Source organism: Planctellipticum variicoloris, from assembly GCF_030622045.1.
Taxonomy (GTDB): domain Bacteria; phylum Planctomycetota; class Planctomycetia; order Planctomycetales; family Planctomycetaceae; genus Planctellipticum; species Planctellipticum variicoloris.
The window spans coordinates 332,500-349,619 of the sequence record NZ_CP130886.1 but is presented as its reverse complement, the minus strand read 5'-3'; the positions used below and the strand labels follow the sequence as shown (position 1 = coordinate 349,619).

The following is a 17,120-nucleotide window of genomic DNA, read 5'->3' as shown; positions in this document are numbered from 1 at the left end:
GAGCGTTTTCGCAAGACCGGTCGACAACGGACATCGACCGTCCGCCGGACGAATCGCGTGGACTTCCGTCATCGAATCAGCCTATACTGATGAATGCGGCGCTCGATGCCGAAATTCATCGAGCCGCCGGGTCGCCCCGCCTGCTGTTCCTCCCCCCATGACGTTCCCGCACAGTTCTGCCCCGAGGATTCTGCCGATGGCTCGTTGGATAGGCGCCTTCGTTCTGCTGAGCGGCAGCCCGTTCGCCGGCCTGCTCGCCGCCGAGGATCGGCCGATCAGCTACAATCGCGACATCCGTCCGATTCTCTCGAACAACTGCTACCAGTGTCACGGCCCCGATCCGAAGCATCGGGAAGGGGGGCTGCGTCTGGACGTTCGCGACGCCGCGACGGCGGCCGTCGAATCGGGCAAGACGGCGATCGTCGCCGGCAAGCTCGAAGCCAGCGAGCTGATCGCCCGCATTGTCTCGTCAGATGCGAATCTGAAAATGCCGCCGGAAGCGAGCGGCAAATCGCTGACCGCGGAACAGATCGACCTGCTGAAGCGCTGGGTCGCTTCGGGGGCGGAATACCAGGGGCACTGGGCCTTCATCGCCCCGAGCAGCCCCGAACCGCCCGCCGTCCAGCATGCAGCGGCGGTTCGCAATCCCATCGATCGTTTCGCCCTTGCGCGGCTGGAACAGGCGGGACTGGAGCCCTCCCCGGAAGCGGACCGCGTCACGCTGATTCGCCGGCTGACGTTCGACCTGATCGGCCTGCCGCCGACTCCCGCCGAAGTCGACGCCTTCCTCGCGGACACCTCCCCCAACGCCTATGAGCACCTGGTCGACCGGCTGCTGCAGTCCCCCCGGTACGGCGAGCACATGGCCCGCTACTGGCTCGACGCCGCCCGCTACGGCGACACCCACGGGCTGCACCTCGACAACGAGCGTTCGCTCTGGCCCTATCGCGAGTGGGTCATCGACGCTCTCAACAGCAACATGCCGTTCGATCGCTTTACGATCGAGCAGCTCGCCGGCGACCTGCTCCCCAGTCCCACCGTCGCACAGAAGGTCGCCAGTGGATTTAACCGTTGCAACGTAACGACCAGCGAAGGGGGCTCGATCAACGACGAGGTCCTTGTCCGGTACGCCGTCGACCGGACCGAAGCCATCGGCACGATCTTCATGGGCCTGACGCTCAACTGCACCGTCTGCCACAGCCACAAATTCGATCCGATTTCGCAAAAGGAGTTCTATTCGCTGTACTCCTTTTTCTACAGTCTCTCCGACCAGGCGATGGACGGGAACGCCCTGCTGCCGCCCCCGACAATGAAGCTCCCCACCGCCGAGCAGACGAAACAACTGCAGGATTACGACCGACAGATCAATGAGACCCAGCAGCAGATCGGGCAGGCTCTGACGGCGATCAAGTACAGCGATCCCAGCCTGGAAGACCGGCCCGCCGACGCGCTGACCGCCGTCCGACAGGAGTTTGTCTGGATCGACGACGAACTTCCCTCCGGGGCCAATCCGCAGCAGAGCGGGCACGAATGGCGCTGGGTCACCAAAGATCAGGGACCGGTCTACAGCGGTCACCGGTCCCATACTCGGACCGGAGACGGCCTGATCCAGCACTTCTTCAACGGAGCGAAGCCCGAGTTGAAGATCGGCCAGGGGGACCGGCTGTTCGCCTGGGTCTATCTCGATCCGCAGAATCCGCCCAAGTCGATCATGCTCCAGTTCCACGACGGCCAGTGGGAACACCGCATGTACTGGGGCGAAGACGTCATCCCGTGGGGACAGTCCAACACGCCCGCCCGCCGGCATGGCGGCCCGCTTCCTCCAACAGGGCAGTGGGTTCGGCTGGAAGTCGACGCCGAGCTGGTCGGACTGCCGGCCGGAAAGTCGCTCAACGGCTGGGCCTTCACGCAGCAGGGCGGCACCGTCCACTGGGATCGGGCCGGACTGCTGACGACCACGGCTCAGGGCCTGTCGAAGTTCGACTCGCTGCTCGTCTGGGAAGAGTCGGTCCGCAAGAACGCCAATGGCGTCCCCGGAAACATCGTCGAACTGATCAAGCTCGAAGGGGACAAGCGAAACGATTCGCAAAAGGCCGAGATCCTCAACTACTTCCTGCAATACGTCTACTCGGGCTCGCGGCCGACGTTCGACCCGCTCAACAAGCAGATCGCCGATCTCAAGAAGTCCCGGACCGATCTCGACAACCTGATCCCCGCCACGATGATCAGCGAAGACCTGCCTCAACCCCGGCAGGCGTTCGTCCTCATCCGCGGCGCGTACGACAAGAAGGGAGACCCTGTCGAGCGCGGCGTGCCGGCCGTCTTCCCGCCGCTCCCCGAAGGAGCCCCCTCGAACCGGCTGGGGCTCGCCCAGTGGCTGGTTTCGCCTGCCCATCCGCTCACCGCCCGAGTCACGGTCAACCGCTACTGGCAGCAGTTTTTCGGCACCGGGATCGTGAAGACGGCCGAAGACTTCGGTTCTCAGGGAGAATGGCCCAGCCATCCCGAACTGCTCGACTGGCTGGCGACGGAGTTCGTCGCCACCGGCTGGGACGTCAAAAAGATGCACAAGCGGATGGTGATGTCCGGCACGTATCGCCAGGCGTCGCGAGTGACGCCGGACGTCCTGGCGAAAGATCCCGACAACCGCCTGCTGGCGCATGGCCCGCGATTCCGGCTGGACGCCGAAGTCATCCGGGATTCCCTGCTGGCCATCAGCGGCCTGCTCGTCGAACGCGAAGGGGGCAAAAGCGTCAAGCCGCCCCAGCCCGAAGGGATCTGGGAAGCGGTCGCGTTCGTCGGCAGCAATACGCGCGACTTCAAAGCCGACGAGGGCGAAAAGATCTATCGCCGCAGCCTCTACACGTTCTGGAAACGGACCAGCCCGCCGCCGACCATGCTGACCTTCGACGCCCCCAGCCGCGAAAACTGCACGGTCCGCCGTCCGCGGACCAATACGCCGCTGCAGGCGCTGGCTTTGATGAACGAGCGCCAGTCAGTCGACGCCGCCCGCAAATTCGCCGGACGACTGATCGCCGAAGGAGGTGCGACCCCCGCCGAACGGATCGACCTCGCCTTCCGCCTGGCAGTCTCGCGCAAGCCGACGCCCCGGGAGCTGGAAGTCGTCGAGCGAGTCCTCGAACGTCAGCGGACCAGCTTCACCGCCGATCCCCAGGCTGCCGAGCAACTCGCCAGCTACGGCGACGCTCCGAAGCAGTCGACGGCAGAGATCGTGGATTTCGCGGCCTGGACGATGGTCGCCAATCTGATTCTGAATCTGGATGAGACGATTACGAAGGAGTAGGAAGCGAGCGTTACCGATGTCAGAAGTCGTTGGAATGGGGTACGAAGTCCTCGATCGAATGGTCCGCGCCGTGGAGCTCGTGCGAGAACGATTGCTGCGAACGGCTTCGGCACTGGAAGGCGCCGGCATTCCGTATTGCGTGATCGGCGGGAATGCCGTGGCCGCCTGGGTCGCACAAGTGAATCCACGCGCCGTTCGCAACACAGTCGATGTCGACATTCTGCTCCGCCGCGAAGATCTGCCGGCTGCCGCAGAGGCCATGACCGCTGCCGGATTTCGCTATCGACATGCGGCGGGGATCGATTTCTTTCTCGACGGCCCGAATGGCGGTTTCGAAGAGGGGGTTCACGTCGTTAAGGCCGGTGAACTCGTTCGTAAGGACTATCTACTTCCAGCTCCGGAGCTGAGCGACGCCGTCGAAGGTGATGAGTATCGATTTCTATCTCTGGAAGCGCTCGTCCGGATGAAGCTGACATCCTTTCGCAAGAAAGATCAGGTGCATCTGGAAGACCTGCTGTCCGCGAAATTGATTGACGCAACTTGGGTCAATCGCGTTCCTCCAGAACTTTCGGCTCGTTTGAGAACCGTCATCGAGGAGATGGAACTGCCTCCAGACCTCGATGAGCTGTCGAGCGACACGTAACGAACCGTTTCCCTGAAGACTCCTGCACAAAAAAAGACCGGCCATCATGTTCAACTTCGACCAGCTCCGCACCCAGATCTCCCGCCGGTATTTCTTCGGCCAGTCGGCGACCGGACTCGGGGCGGCCGCCCTGGGCTCCGTCCTCAACCCCCAGCTCTTCGGGGCGACGCCGAACGCCAACGACGGCCCGGGCGCCCTGCCGGCGCTCCACCATGCCCCCAAAGCCAAGCGCGTGATCTGGCTGTTCATGGCCGACGGACCGTCGCAGCTCGACATGTGGGACTACAAGCCGGGGCTCAAGGACTGGTTCGACAAGGACCTGCCGGAATCGGTCCGGAACGGTCAGCGGATCACCACCATGACCAGCGGGCAGGCCCGCTTTCCGATCGCCCCCTCCGTCTTCAACTTCAGCCAGCACGGACAGAACGGGGCCTGGGTCAGCGAACTGCTGCCCCACATGGCCGGCGTCGTCGATGACATCGCCATCGTCAAATCGATGCACACCGAAGCCATCAACCACGACCCCGCCATCACCTTCATCACCACCGGCAGCGAAATTCCCGGCCGCCCCTCGCTCGGCGCCTGGCTGTCGTACGGCATCGGCAGCCCAAACCAGGACCTCCCCTCCTTCGTGGTCCTGATCTCCCGGATCGCGACCGGCTCGCAGACGCAGGCGCTCTTTTCGCGTCTCTGGGGCTCGGGGTTTCTGCCCACCAAGCACGCCGGCGTTTCCCTCCGTTCCTCGGGCGATCCGGTGTTGTATCTCTCCAATCCCCCCGGCGTGAACGCGCAAGTCCGCCGGCAAATGCTCGACGGCCTCGTCGAACTCAACCAGGAACGCCTCGGAACGGTCGGCGATCCGGAAATCTCCGCCCGCATCGCCCAGTACGAAATGGCGTTCCGCATGCAGACCTCCGTGCCGGAGCTGGTCAACATCAACGACGAGCCGAAGCACGTGCTCGACATGTACGGCCCGGAAGTCACCCAGCCCGGCTCGTTCGCCTACAACTGCCTCCTCGCCCGCCGGATGGCGGAGCGGGGCGTCCGCTTCACGCAGGTCTTCCTCCGCGGCTGGGATCACCACGGCGGACTGCCGGGGAGCATCCGCCAGCTCACGAAAGCCGCCGATCAGCCGTGCGCGGCGCTCATCAAAGATCTCAAGCAGCGCGGCATGCTGGACGACACGCTCGTCGTCTGGGGGGGCGAGTTCGGCCGGACAGTCTACAGCCAGGGGACGTTGACCAAGGAAAACTACGGCCGCGACCACCACCCGCGCTGTTTCACGATGTGGTTCGCCGGCGGCGGCACGAAGCCGGGGATCACTTACGGCGAAACGGACGATTTCAGCTACAACGTGACCCAGAATCCGGTGCACGTACACGATCTTAACGCGACGCTGCTGCATCTGCTGGGGATCAACCACGAGAAGCTGACCTACCGGTTCCAAGGCCGGGATTTCCGCCTGACCGACGTGGAAGGCAACGTCATCAAGGATCTCCTGACTTAGCCGTTTTCTGAAGAATCTGGCGACAGGCGGGAGTGTCTGTCCCACTTAAAAATGGCTTCGCCGACCAGGGCGGCCCGGACACTCCCGTCCGGGCCGCTCGACGGAATTCTTCAACACCCTGTCTGTCTGCGGCGAATTTCGCTGTGCATGGATCATGCGAAAGCCGGCGGATCAGGAAGATTCTCGCGGTTGGGATTCCGAGTCGCGTTGTGACTCCGGGAATGCCCTCACATCCCCGTTCGCCGGAATCCGTTGCAATCTTTCGAGATTCTCGTGACGGATTCGTCGGGCGGTCGTTAGTGTGAATAGCTGGAGCTTTTTGATCGAGGAATTGGTTCTGGACTCGGGATCCGCTTCCCGGGGAGGTGTTCTGTGAACACGACGCAACGCATGGATGGACCTTTGACGGAAGGCAGGAGCGGTCCGCACACGACCGAAATGCTGGTGCAGAGCCATCTGCTGGAGCATCCGAAACTCCGCTTTTCCGATCTGCGGGTCCACCGCGGTCCCAACGGGATCTGCCTGGAAGGGTTTGTCGAGACTTGCGATCAGGATGTTGACATCGCAGCGGTCGTGCGAGAAATCGTCGGCGCGGTGCCCGTCCTGAACCGCCTGCACTGCGGCTGCCGCATTCCGGCGCCGCACGAGCGCAAGGGGCCGACCGGCGCCGAGCGGATCGAGTAATTACGGAATCTCGAAGCCCAGCCCGGTCAGGACCTGCGTCAGCTTCAGAAGCGGCAGGCCGATGATCGCGGTCTGGTCGTCGGTATGAATCCGCTCGAACAGCGCGACGCCGCGGCACTCCAGCTTGTAACTACCGGCGCAATCCCAGGGGTTGTCGGCCTCCACGTACCGTCGCATGGCGTCGACAGGAAGCGTTCGCATTGCCATCTCCGAGACGTTCTCCCAGTCGATCCAGCCCGCAGGCGACGCGACGGCGACGGCGGTGATGAGACGATGGGTGCGACCTGCGAGGCGCTGCAATTGCCGGACGGCCGCTTCGGCGGAACCGGGCTTGTCGAGCCGTTCCCCTTCCAGATCCAGAACTTGATCGCTGCCGATGACTACCGCGTGCGGAAAACGGTCGCAAACGCTATGCACCTTCTGTCGTGCCAGCCTCCGCGCGACGACCAGAGGCGGTAATCCCGCACTCTTGACGGCGTCCTCGTCGCAGTCCGGCGCGATGGCGGTAAAGGGGACGCCGAGACGTTCGAGCAGCGCCCGGCGGTAGGGCGAGGTGCTGGCGAGGATCAGTTCCATCGCGGGGGTTCCCGGCGCGAGGAGATCAATTGCACGTAGCGCGTGTCGCCCCCCAGGCGGCCGATGTTTTTCAACCAGAGCGTAATTCCGAGCCCCGCCGCGAATCCGCCGACGTGAGCCCAGAAAGCGACGCCTCCGACGCCGGTCTCCGAAAAGGCCGCAAAGACGAGCTGAAACAGAAACCAGATCCCCAGGAACAGGGGTGCCGGCAGGACGACGAACTGAAGGAAAATAAAAATCGGAATCAGCGTCAGCACCTGAGCCCGCGGGAACATGATGAAGTACGCCCCCATTACGCCGGCGATCGCGCCGCTTGCGCCGATGGTCGGAATCGGCGAGAAGGGGCTGGCGATGAGTTGCAGCACCGACGCCGCGAGGCCGCACCCGAGATAAAACAGAAGGTAACCCAAGTGGCCGAAGCGATCTTCCACGTTGTCGCCGAAGACCACCAGAAACCACATGTTGCCGATGATGTGCATCCAGCCGCCGTGCAGAAACATGCACGTCAGCAACGTCAGGACCGGGGAGATCGGCGTGGGCGCGAGCTCCCGCTCGGTCTCGCGGACCTCCATCCCCCCCGGCGTCCGGACCAGTTCGCGGTGCGGAATCACCAGCGGCCTGCCGGGTTGGGTCAGACGGGCAGGTACGAAGCCATACTCCTCGGCCATCCGCTCGCCGCCGTCCCCGCCGGCGAACTGCAGCAGGAAGACCAGCGAGCAGATGACGACGATGGCGGTATTGACCACCGGCACGCGGGTCGAAGGGACGTCGTCGCGAATCGGAAACATGCAGCACATTCTCCGCCGGCAGTCAGCGCCGACGCGGAAATTCTAGCGAGAACGGCCGGGTGAGAAACGCCGAGCGAGAACATCTCTCGCTGAGATGTTGGAAGAAATGTCGAATGTCGAAGGCGGAATGTCGAAACGAAGATTCATTCGCTCCACAGTATCGTGACCCATCGATTTAGGCGGCGACTCTATCAGCAGCTTCCGGTCTGGCTCTCGACTCTCGACACTGGACTCTCCGCTTCTTCCCTTCGACATTCATGCCGCGCGGGCGACCGAGTTGTCCGCATGCAGCGTCGCGGCGATCGCTTGCTGGAAATCGGTCGATGGCGCGTAACCGAGTTCCCGTTTCGCCTTCTCGATGGAGTAGTCGAGGTTCAGGCCCAGGAACTTGATTCGCGCCTGCGACAGCAGCGGAGCTTCCGTCTTTCCGAGCAGCTTCCAGACCGACTCCAAGACCCGTGCCAGGGGACGGGCAATGCCCAGCGGCACGACTTTTTTCGGGGCCGGCAGATTCGACAACCGGCAGATCGTCTCGACGAACTCCCGTTTCGAGACCAGCCGGCCGTCGGTGATGTTGTAGACCTGTCCGATCGAACGGTCCGAGTCGAGCGCCAGCAGAATCGCCTCGACCAGGTTGCCGACGTACGTGTTATTCATCAGCAGGTCGGGGGAACCGAGATAGGCGAACTTGCCATCCCGCAGTCGACCGATCAGCCGGGGCAGGACCGAACGATCCCGCGGGCCATAGATGAAGCCCGGCCGCAGCACCACGGCGGGCAGGCCGTGATCTCGGACGTGCTGCAGCACCAGTTGCTCGGATTCGACTTTAGTCAGCGTGTAGCCGTCGATGCCGGTGCTGGAGGGCGGCGTGGTTTCGTCCGTGCCGTAGTGATCGCGGGCGGGATAGACCCCCAGCGAACTGATGTGGACGAAGCGTCGGAGCGTTCCCTGCTGCTGAGTCGCCAGCAGGAGCTGTTCCAGTCCGCGGACGTTGATCTGCCGGTATTCGTCGATCGGCCCCCAGTCGCCGACCTTTGCGGCGCAGTGCACGATGACGGTCGCGCCGCGCACGGCTGCTGTCAGCGACTCCGGTCGGGAGAGATCGCCCACAGCCAGCTCGGCCCCCGCAGCCGCAGCCAGCTTTGCGGCGGCGGGATCTCGCACCAGAGCCCGGACCCGCAGTCCTTGCCGGCGGAGCGTTTCGACGAAGTGACTCCCCACCAGACCTGTGGCCCCGGTCACCAGAATCAGATCTTGCGCCGACAATGACATTCCAGCATCCCTTCTGTGTCGTTCAATTCGTTCGACCCTATTGTCCTGCGCCGGCCAGCAGCAGGTCAACGACAGTCTGGGCGGCGTTTGGGCGGGCCAGCGCGCGAGCGGCGTCTGCCAGACGCCGACGGCGGTCCGGATCGCCAAACAGCGGCGTGAGCACCTCCGCCAGCCGACGGACCGTGTCCTCGGCGTTGGTTGCGTGTTCAACGACTTCGGCGGCCCCCGCGTGGACCAGTGAAGCGGCGTTCGCCCGTTGATGGTCGTCGGCCGCGTGGGGGTAGGGGAGCAGCACCATCGGTTTGCCGGCGCACAATAACTCCGCGATTGTCGTCGCCCCGGCGCGAGAAATCACCAGCCCGGCTGCGGCGTACCGCCCGGGCAGATCCGTCCAGAAGGGGGAAACTTCCGCCGGAATTCCCAGCCGGGCGTACTCGGTCGCGATCTCCGCCTGCTGACGCGGTCCCGTCTGATGCCAGATCGTCCAGCCTGCGAGCAGTTCGCGGTGAGCGGCGACCCAGGAGCGCACCGCCTGATTGAGCGACTCGGCTCCCTGGCTGCCGCCCAGCACCAGCAGGACGCGGCCTTCAGGTTCCCCCTGCGACTGCGCGAGCCTGGCGATCGACTGTCGCACGGGATTCCCTGTCTCCCGGCACGCCGCTCCCCGCAGTCGTTGTGCTGACTCTGGAAACGTCAGACAGACCGCCAGCGCCTGGCGCGCCTGCCAGCGCGTCACTCGGCCGGGAATGGCATTCTGTTCCAGCAGGAGGAAGGGAATGTGCCGCCATTGAGCCTGCAGCAGCAGGGGAAAACTTGCGAAACCTCCCAGTCCGAGAACCGACCGCGGCCGATGATCGCCCAGCAGCCGCCCCGCGGCGCAGATCGCTCTCACGTTGTCGACGAGAAACCGCCAGGGATGCGATTTCAGGTCGGTGGACGAGCGAATCGGGAGCGAAACGTGCTCCTCACCGGCCTGGGCCAGAATCTCCGCTTCAATCGGCCGCTCGGAGCCGACGAAGACGATTCGACAGCCCGGCCGCCGTTCCCGCAGTTCCTCGGCGACGGCGAGTCCCGGAAACAGATGGCCTCCCGTCCCTCCACCGGCAAACAGAAACGTGTCGGTGGTCGTCATTGAGGCACAGCCGCAGGTTGAACCGGAACGTCGCGGGCCAGGCTGAGGACGATTCCCAGCGACAGTAGGCTTACGAGCAGGTTGCTGCCGCCATAGCTGACCAGCGGCAGGGAGATTCCTTTGGGAGGCACCATCGCCGTGACGACTGCGATGTTCAACGCCGCCTGGGCGACAAGTTGAGTTAGCAGCGTGAATCCGGCGATCATGCCAAAGCTGCGAGGTTTGAGAGGGGAGAGGAGTCGGAGCCCGGACAGATAGAGTCCGCACCAGAGAGCGATCAGGCTCAGCGTCCCCACCAGCCCCAGTTCTTCGCCAACGACCGCAAAAACGAAGTCCGTATTCGCCTCCGGCAGAAAACTCAGCTTCTGCCAGCCCCGACCCAGCCCCTCGCCAAACAGCCCTCCCGAACCCAGGGTCACCAGCGACTGCTTAATCTGATACGGGGCCGAGTCGAAGTCGCTCCAGGTCTCCAGAAATCCGACGATCCGTTGTCGTTGATAGGGTTTGAGGACAAGCACCCCCAGCAGGGCCGGGACGACCGCTCCCAGGCTGAGGATGAAATTCCGGAGCGGCCAGCCCGCCGCCAGCAGGACAATCCCCGTCCCGCCGAGCAGGAACGCCGCCGTCCCCAGGTCGGGCTGGACCAGGACCAGCGGCACGACCAGCACGGTCGGCCACAGGACCGGAATGGTCCCGCTCCACCAGTGACCGAGGCGATCCCTGCGAAAATCGATCAGCGTGCACAGCATCAGGGGCAGCGTGATTTTCGCCAGTTCCGACGGTTGCAGCGAATATCCCAGGATCCGGATCCAGCGCTGAGCCCCTTTCACCCGGCTGCCGATCCCCGGCACGAGGACTGCGACGAGCAGAATCACCGTCGCCAGAAAGAGCCACGGCGCCGCGGCCTTCCAGAATGTCGGCGGCAACCACGCCGCAACCGTCGCTGCGACCAGTCCCACGGCCAGGAACAGCAGGTGCTTCGAGAGATAGACCTGCTCGAATTCCGTCGGCCACGACGTGATGCTGGCGCTATGGACCATCAGCAGGCCGAAACCGAGCAGCAGACCTGCCAGCGCCAGAAACAGCTTGTGCGGCAGGTCCACGGGAGTAGTCACCTTGCGGGCCGGCGCCCCGTCAGCGGATTTTCAGACTGGCCACGGCAATCAGCGCCAGCAGCGCCGAACTGATCCAGAATCGCACGACAATCTTGATCTCGTGTTCGCCACGAAACACGAAGTGGTTGTGGAGCGGACTGCAGGCGATCAGCCGCCGTCCGGTCAGCTTGAACCAGGCCACCTGCAGGATCACGCTCAGGGTTTCGACGACGAACACCCCTCCGACGATCGCCAGCAGCACTTCCTGGCGGATAACCAGTGCGCCCAGCCCCAGCAGGGCTCCGGTCGGGAGCGAGCCGGTGTCTCCCATGAAGACCTGAGCGGGATAGCAGTTGTACCACAGGAATCCGAGGAGCGCGCCGACCATCGCGCCGAACAGCACGCTCAGTTCCCCCGCGCCGGCGAAGTACGGTGCGGCCAGGTATTCCGCCATGCCGTGGTGCCCCGCGACATAACAGAGAACGGTAAATGCAGTTCCGGCGATGATCAGGCAGCCGGTCGCCAGGCCATCGAGACCGTCGGTCAGGTTGACGCCGTTCGAGCTGCCAACCATCACGAACGCCGCCCAAACCACAAACAGCGGGCCCAGCGAAATCGCCAGCTTGCCGATCGGCCAGACGATCTCCAGTCCGTGCGGTTTGTCGTGTTGCACGGAGTACAGCCAGCCGGATACGAGAAGTGCTAAGACAAACTGCAGCAGGAACTTCTGTCGCGCGGTGAGCCCTCGTTTGTGCGTCCGGATTTTGATCCAGTCGTCCGCTGCTCCGAGCAATCCGAAGGTCGCGGTCACGAACAGGCCCTGCTGCACGTACGGGCTCGACAGATCCCCGCACAGAAGTCCCGCGACCAGAATGGCGCCAACGATGAAGAGCCCGCCCATGGTCGGAGTCGCGGCTTTGGCGGCATGCAACTCATTGAGTCGGTCGGAGGCGCTCTTGATCGGCTCGCGAAATCGCGACTTCAGCCAGCGAATGGCCATGGGACCAAATAACCAGGCCACGATGAATGACGTCATCGCCGCCAGGGCGGTGCGCGCCGTGAGGAAGACGCGCGAGTCCCCGGACGCGGCGTCTTCCAGCCGCTGCAGGAACGGAGCAAAGTGGTGCATCAGCCAGACGAGCATGGCGTCGGTCAGGGACGGAGAGAGATTGGCAGGTCGGCAGAATCTGCCGGTTTGCGCGGAGTTGTAGCAGGGAAAGCGAATCGGAGAGAAGGGGAGTCTGCCCCGTTTGAATCGTGTATATTCGGATAGACCCCTGGCGAGGACCTGCGATTTCTACCGACAATCGATCGGGGTGCTTCGGTGAAACCACCAGATGGCCTGTCTGCGCCAGATATCGCAATCCGACCGCGCGGGCGTGCCTGTGTCATAACCGGACTCCCGCTGCGGCAATTCACCAAACCCACATCGAGCCGGGGTTGCGACCTCCCAACTCCGTTCGCATGATGCGCAGATAAGTTGAGTTGGCTTTACGGTTTCCATCGGAACATGCAGATGCGAGTGCTGATTACGGGCGGAGCGGGATTCATCGGCAGCCACATTGTGGATGCCTGTCTGGCAGCCGGTCATGAACCGTTTGTCGTCGATAATCTCTCCAGCGGATCGCGCGAAAACGTCGCCGCGGGAGTCCCGCTGTTCGAAGTCGACGTCTGCGACCAGCCCCGGCTGGTCCAGGTCTTTGACGAAGTTCGTCCGGACGCGGTCTGCCACCAGGCGGCGCAGATGTCGGTCAGCCGCTCGGTCCGCGAACCGGCGTTCGACGCGCAAGTCAACATCATGGGCCTGATCCACGTCTTCGATCAGGCCGTCCGGGTCGGGGCGAAACGGATCGTCTTCGCGTCGTCGGGGGGCGTGCTGTACGGGGACGTGACCGAACCGGCCCCGGAAAACACCCCGGCCGCGCCGATTTCTCCCTACGGTATCAGCAAATGGGCCGGCGAAAAATACCTGGAATTCTACACCCGCGAGCACGGCATCCAGGGGGTTGCGCTGCGGTATGCCAACGTCTACGGTCCGCGGCAGAATCCACACGGCGAAGCCGGCGTCGTTGCCATCTTCAGCAAGAAGATGCTCGCCGGGGAGCCGGCGACGGTGAACGGCGACGGAAAGTACGACCGCGACTACGTCTTCGGGCCGGATGTCGCCAAGGCGAATCTGGCGGCTTTGACGGCTCCTCTTTCCGTGCCGTTTCTGGCGCTCAACGTGGGGACCGGAATCAAATCCGACGTGAACGTCCTGGCCGACCGCGTCCGGGCTGAAGTCCTTAAGCTCAACCCTGCGGCCAGCGTGCCGGTGGCACTTCACGGCCCGTCGCGCGCCGGCGATTTGCGGTCCAGCGTTGTCGACGCGCGCCTGGCCGGCGAAACTCTCGGCTGGAAGCCGGCGGTCAGTCTCGAAGCCGGCCTCGCTCAGACAGTGCAGTGGTTCGCGAAGCGATCCGGTTGAAACCGGTCGCGTCTGGCGAGCCGCGATAAAGGGGGCAACGAGCATGTGGCGCGTGCTGCTGACCGATCGGGCCTGGCCGGATACGGAGATTGAACGCGAAATCCTCAGTCGCGTGGGGGCCGAACTGATCGAGCCCCCCGCGACCGATGAGGAAACACTGGCGGCCATTGCGGCCGATGTCGATGCCATTGCCACGAACTGGGCGAAGGTGACCGCCAAGGTCATTCGCTCGGCGAAGAAGTGCCGGATGATCGCCCGGACGGGAATCGGCGTCGACAACATTGATGTCGCCTGCGCGACCGAGCTGGGGTTGCCGGTGACGAACTGCCCCGACTACTGCGTTCCCGAAGTCGCCGACCACACTCTCGGCCTGCTGCTCGCGATGTCGCGAAACATCGGATTTTTCCATGCCCGCACCAAGGCGGGCGAATACCAGCTCGCGGCGGGCGGTCCGATGCAGCGGCTGTCGGGACAGACACTGGGGTTGTTCGGCCTCGGTCGGATCGGGCAGGCGGTGGCCTCCCGCGCCCGTGCGTTCGGACTCCGGGTCATTGCGACGACATCCTCGGGGAGCGATCACGGCGTCGGCTGCGAGATGGTGAGCCTGGAGGACCTGCTGCGGCAGAGCGACTATCTGTCGCTGCACGCTCCCGCCACACCCACGACGCGCAAGATCATCAATGAAAACCAGTTACGGCTGATGAAGCCCACGGCGTATCTCATCAACACATCGCGGGGCGCCCTCGTCGATGAGCCGGCGCTGCTGGAGGCCCTGAAGCAGAACCGCCTGGCCGGAGCGGCGCTGGATGTATTCGACCCGGAGCCGCCAGACTTGTCACAGCCCCTGTTCCGCCACGAACGGGTGATCGTGACGCCGCACGCGGCATTCGTGTCGCAGCAGTCGCTGCAACAGATGCGGACGCAGGCGATGGAACAGGTGGCCGCAGTGCTCACCGGCAAACGCCCGCAAAACGTGGTCAACCCGCAGTTCGAGCATAATCGGACCTGATTCGGAACCGACCAGTCATGTTGTCGCGAGTCATCATGGCATGCTGCGAATTGGCGACGTAGGCTTCCCCAGCCTTGACCGGATGTGTTGACCGGCGGGTCGGGCCAATCCACAAACAAACGCACCACGGGGATGCCCGGCATCCCCGCCCCGCTGCAGGCGGCGTCTGCGGCGATTGATCAACGAGGGACGTTGCAGGTATGGCCGACGATCTCAGAAAAGGGCCGGCCTCGTCTTCCATGGTCGCCGCAACCGGCCTGGTCGCCGAGCGTGCCGCCCGCCTGGAACGTCAGCTCGCCGAGCGCGACCAGCTCGTGCAGGCGCTGACAGATCAGCTCGAACTGGCTGCCGAGCAACTCGACCGCATGCAGCGTTCCGGAACCGCCAGCCGACGGGGGGGAGCGGGGGGCAGCGGGCTGCCTTCCGACCTCGTCGCCGACCACCGGCAGATGGTGGAGGATCTGCAGCGGGTCGCCCAGCAATGGGAAGACATGCAGGCCGGGCTGACGCTGGGCCGGATCGAAGTTCAACTGACGGAACTGCGCGACTTCGTCGGCCAGCGACTGACTCCGGGCGCCTACGTTTCCGGCGTGAACGGGGCCGCCTCTCGATATGCGATTCCGGTTGACGACGCTCAGAAATCTGAGGGGGGGGAGTCGGAACAGGCCGGTACGGAGTCGGTCTGGGAATCGCTCAAGTCCGAAATGCTGGGGGAGACGGGTGCGCCGGCCGGCAGCTCGTCGGGGAAGACCCAGGAACCGATCGTACCGGCTGACGCTCCGTCGGCGATCGACATCAAGACGGCGACACCGGAAGAGATGGCGGATGCGATCTCCGAGCGGGAATCGTATATCTGCTATCTGCTGCAACTGTTGCGAACCCGGACGGAAGTCTCGATTCCTCCGGACTGGTCGGCGCTCAACAACGCTCCGGAGGAGCTGACGGCCCGTCTCGAACGAATGGCGGCGGAACTTCAGGACAACTTGCGTCGGGCGGACGTCGAAATCTCGATCGAACGAGCCCGGCTGGCGCGCGAGCAGGCGCAGCTTGCCATGCGCGAAGAGCAGCTCAAGCGACAGATGCGGGAGCTGGGAATCGAGCAGGAAGCGGCGACCAGCCACGAAAAACGGGGCGGCAAGGGGAACGCCCCCGACCGCCGCTGGTCGCGATTCCTGGGTATCAACCGCGAATCGTGATCACTCGGCCCTGAACTCGCGGCTCAGGGCAGCCGCTGCTGCGGCGGCGGTGCGGGCGCCTGGAACAGCGCGGACGCGACCTGTCCTGGCCCGCCAGTTCCCACGGCGTGCTCGACGGCGCTGGCGCGAACGATGCCGGTTCCCTCGCCGGGTTGCAACTGCCCGGCAGGCGGCTGGACGGCGGCCAGTTCTGTCGGGAATGACGCCAGCGCGGTGACGACTTCCTTTTCCTGGGCCACCTGGGTCCCATCGGGGAGCGTGACCAGCATGCTGACGCGGCGTTCGATGTGCGATTTTGTCGGCAGGCCTGTGCGGCGGTCGAACTGGCACTGCCCGGTCGCATGCCCTTCACGGATCGCCACGGACATCGTCCCGGGAATGGGGCTCGTCGCCGCCCCGGGAGTGATCTTGCCAAACAGGCTGACTTCGGCGGCCTCCGGCGAGAGCTGCTTGACGATGCAATGCGCCTGTTCGACCATCGGTGCCGGGGACTGGTACTGGCGGGGCGCCAATTGCCACGCCGAACCGATTCTCAGCCCGGCCGAGGCACGGGCGCCGTCGGCTTCCGCAGGCAACATGCCGACGCTGTCGTCCACGAAGCTGGCCACGCCTTGTCCCGACTGGAACTGAGCCAGTTGCGTGAGGACCTGCTGACGATTTTCGGGGGTCGTCCGGCCCGCGCAGCGCTGCAGAAACTCCGAAAAGCCAACCAAATCGCCGACGCGGCCGTCGGTGGTCAGCCAGAACGAGAAGCCATCATTGATCATTCCTGCGTAGGCCAGAGCCGCCGGGGGAGGCGCCGCGGTGCTGCTGCCGGAATCGTAGTCGAACGTTTCGCCGGCCATTTCGCGGACCAGCCGGACGCGATGGTATCGGACGCCGAACCGCGCCCGTTCGGACGAGACTTCTTCAACAGTCAGCGACAGCAGGAGCTGCAGGCGTTCGGACCCTGCAGAGGGCGTTCCCAAACCGACCTGCGTGACCTTCTGAAAGACGGTTTTTTCAAGGGGAAAGCGGTCGCCGAGGCGCCAGCGCGGCGGTGCAGGCGTCATGGTGGCCGGTGCGGCGCCCGCCGCACCGGCGTCTGCGGGGGGAGCCGCGGACGCGGCAGGAGCGTCGCCGTTGGCCCCCAGATCGTCCAGTTCGGCGAACAGATCTTCGTCCGCGTCCGTCGCCGCTCCTTGAAACGGATTGCAGCCGGGGATTGCTCCGCCGAGCATGCAGCAGATCAGTCCTGTCAGCCACCATCGGCATTGCATCGGGTCGGCCTTCCCTGGACGACGTTTTCTTCTTTGGAACACCCGCAGCCCTCGAAAACTAGCAGAAACAGCCGGTTCGGAGAAGACGAGGTCGGGTGCGGATGGCTGAGCCTGCGGGGGGAATTTCGGAGCGACAGGGCTTTCGGCGAATTTCATTGCGTGAGATCCGGGATTGCTGGAGGAGTGCAA

The 17,120-nt window shown here is 64.2% G+C and carries 14 protein-coding genes; 7 read left to right on the top strand and 7 right to left on the bottom strand.

The genetic code is table 11. From position 1 onward, the window contains the following. Window positions 1-196 precede the first annotated feature (196 nt). The 4 genes from SH412_RS01395 (at window position 197) to SH412_RS01380 (ending at window position 6,138) form a co-directional block, all read left to right on the top strand. Entirely contained in the window at window positions 197-3,304 is a 3,108-nt protein-coding gene (locus SH412_RS01395) for a PSD1 and planctomycete cytochrome C domain-containing protein (protein WP_336521714.1), read from the top strand. Between the two features lie 16 nt (window positions 3,305-3,320). Next, window positions 3,321-3,947 carry a hypothetical protein gene (locus tag SH412_RS01390; RefSeq protein WP_336521713.1) on the top strand — a complete coding sequence of 209 codons (627 nt, stop codon included), beginning with the start codon at window positions 3,321-3,323 and terminating at the stop codon, window positions 3,945-3,947. Between the two features lie 46 nt (window positions 3,948-3,993). Beyond that, window positions 3,994-5,454, top strand: a complete 1,461-nt coding sequence (locus tag SH412_RS01385; protein ID WP_336521712.1) for a DUF1501 domain-containing protein — start codon at window positions 3,994-3,996, stop codon at window positions 5,452-5,454. Window positions 5,455-5,856: 402 nt separating this feature from the next. Further along, window positions 5,857-6,138 (top strand): hypothetical protein, encoded by a 282-nt coding sequence (locus tag SH412_RS01380; protein WP_336521711.1) that lies wholly within the window; start codon window positions 5,857-5,859, stop codon window positions 6,136-6,138. Here SH412_RS01380 and SH412_RS01375 read toward each other — a convergent pair whose 3' ends face one another. From SH412_RS01375 to mraY, 6 genes are all read right to left on the bottom strand, one after another. Then, window positions 6,139-6,714, bottom strand: a complete 576-nt coding sequence (locus SH412_RS01375; RefSeq protein ID WP_336521710.1) for a Maf family protein — start codon at window positions 6,712-6,714, stop codon at window positions 6,139-6,141. Then, the gene (locus tag SH412_RS01370) at window positions 6,705-7,502 is read right to left on the bottom strand and encodes a rhomboid family intramembrane serine protease (RefSeq protein WP_336521709.1); all 798 of its coding nucleotides are present in this window, start codon (window positions 7,500-7,502) and stop codon (window positions 6,705-6,707) included. The genes SH412_RS01375 and SH412_RS01370 overlap by 10 nt, the downstream gene beginning before the upstream one ends. Window positions 7,503-7,757: 255 nt before the next feature. After that, the gene (locus tag SH412_RS01365; RefSeq protein ID WP_336521708.1) at window positions 7,758-8,774 is read right to left on the bottom strand and encodes an NAD-dependent epimerase/dehydratase family protein; all 1,017 of its coding nucleotides are present in this window, start codon (window positions 8,772-8,774) and stop codon (window positions 7,758-7,760) included. 37 nt (window positions 8,775-8,811) lie between these two features. Next, window positions 8,812-9,906: an undecaprenyldiphospho-muramoylpentapeptide beta-N-acetylglucosaminyltransferase gene (gene murG / locus SH412_RS01360; protein ID WP_336521707.1), complete on the bottom strand. Its 1,095-nt coding sequence runs from the start codon at window positions 9,904-9,906 to the stop codon at window positions 8,812-8,814. Next, the gene (locus SH412_RS01355) at window positions 9,903-11,021 is read right to left on the bottom strand and encodes an FtsW/RodA/SpoVE family cell cycle protein (protein WP_336521706.1); all 1,119 of its coding nucleotides are present in this window, start codon (window positions 11,019-11,021) and stop codon (window positions 9,903-9,905) included. Before SH412_RS01355 ends, murG begins: the two co-directional genes overlap by 4 nt. Before the next feature lie 19 nt (window positions 11,022-11,040). Then, the gene (mraY, locus tag SH412_RS01350; protein WP_336521705.1) at window positions 11,041-12,144 is read right to left on the bottom strand and encodes a phospho-N-acetylmuramoyl-pentapeptide-transferase; all 1,104 of its coding nucleotides are present in this window, start codon (window positions 12,142-12,144) and stop codon (window positions 11,041-11,043) included. A 372-nt stretch (window positions 12,145-12,516) separates the two neighbouring features. Here mraY and SH412_RS01345 point away from each other — a divergent pair, with 372 nt between their 5' ends. The 3 genes from SH412_RS01345 to SH412_RS01335 all read left to right on the top strand — a co-directional run bounded on the left by SH412_RS01345 (window position 12,517) and on the right by SH412_RS01335 (window position 15,672). Continuing rightward, a complete protein-coding gene (locus SH412_RS01345) occupies window positions 12,517-13,467 on the top strand; it encodes an NAD-dependent epimerase/dehydratase family protein (protein WP_336521704.1) in 951 nt (316 codons plus the stop codon). A gap of 43 nt (window positions 13,468-13,510) precedes the next feature. Beyond that, window positions 13,511-14,476, top strand: a complete 966-nt coding sequence (locus tag SH412_RS01340) for a C-terminal binding protein (RefSeq protein ID WP_336521703.1) — start codon at window positions 13,511-13,513, stop codon at window positions 14,474-14,476. A 200-nt stretch (window positions 14,477-14,676) separates the two neighbouring features. Further along, window positions 14,677-15,672 (top strand): hypothetical protein, encoded by a 996-nt coding sequence (locus tag SH412_RS01335; protein WP_336521702.1) that lies wholly within the window; start codon window positions 14,677-14,679, stop codon window positions 15,670-15,672. A 23-nt stretch (window positions 15,673-15,695) separates the two neighbouring features. On the opposite strand, the gene SH412_RS01330 is transcribed toward SH412_RS01335, so the two are convergent. Continuing rightward, the gene (locus tag SH412_RS01330) at window positions 15,696-16,931 is read right to left on the bottom strand and encodes a DUF6263 family protein (protein ID WP_336521701.1); all 1,236 of its coding nucleotides are present in this window, start codon (window positions 16,929-16,931) and stop codon (window positions 15,696-15,698) included. Window positions 16,932-17,120 lie beyond the last annotated feature (189 nt).

What these genes read in the sequence shown, in the direction of transcription:
- SH412_RS01395 (WP_336521714.1), top strand. Translation starts at nt 197, where the DNA reads ATGGCTCGTTGGATAGGCGCCTTCGTTCTGCTGAGCGGCAGCCCGTTC.
- SH412_RS01390 (WP_336521713.1), top strand. Translation starts at nt 3,321, where the DNA reads ATGTCAGAAGTCGTTGGAATGGGGTACGAAGTCCTCGATCGAATGGTC.
- SH412_RS01385 (WP_336521712.1), top strand. Translation starts at nt 3,994, where the DNA reads ATGTTCAACTTCGACCAGCTCCGCACCCAGATCTCCCGCCGGTATTTC.
- SH412_RS01375 (WP_336521710.1), bottom strand. Translation starts at nt 6,714, where the DNA reads ATGGAACTGATCCTCGCCAGCACCTCGCCCTACCGCCGGGCGCTGCTC.
- SH412_RS01370 (WP_336521709.1), bottom strand. Translation starts at nt 7,502, where the DNA reads ATGTTTCCGATTCGCGACGACGTCCCTTCGACCCGCGTGCCGGTGGTC.
- SH412_RS01365 (WP_336521708.1), bottom strand. Translation starts at nt 8,774, where the DNA reads ATGTCATTGTCGGCGCAAGATCTGATTCTGGTGACCGGGGCCACAGGT.
- murG (WP_336521707.1), bottom strand. Translation starts at nt 9,906, where the DNA reads ATGACGACCACCGACACGTTTCTGTTTGCCGGTGGAGGGACGGGAGGC.
- mraY (WP_336521705.1), bottom strand. Translation starts at nt 12,144, where the DNA reads ATGCTCGTCTGGCTGATGCACCACTTTGCTCCGTTCCTGCAGCGGCTG.
- SH412_RS01345 (WP_336521704.1), top strand. Translation starts at nt 12,517, where the DNA reads ATGCGAGTGCTGATTACGGGCGGAGCGGGATTCATCGGCAGCCACATT.
- SH412_RS01340 (WP_336521703.1), top strand. Translation starts at nt 13,511, where the DNA reads ATGTGGCGCGTGCTGCTGACCGATCGGGCCTGGCCGGATACGGAGATT.
- SH412_RS01335 (WP_336521702.1), top strand. Translation starts at nt 14,677, where the DNA reads ATGGCCGACGATCTCAGAAAAGGGCCGGCCTCGTCTTCCATGGTCGCC.
- SH412_RS01330 (WP_336521701.1), bottom strand. Translation starts at nt 16,931, where the DNA reads ATGCAATGCCGATGGTGGCTGACAGGACTGATCTGCTGCATGCTCGGC.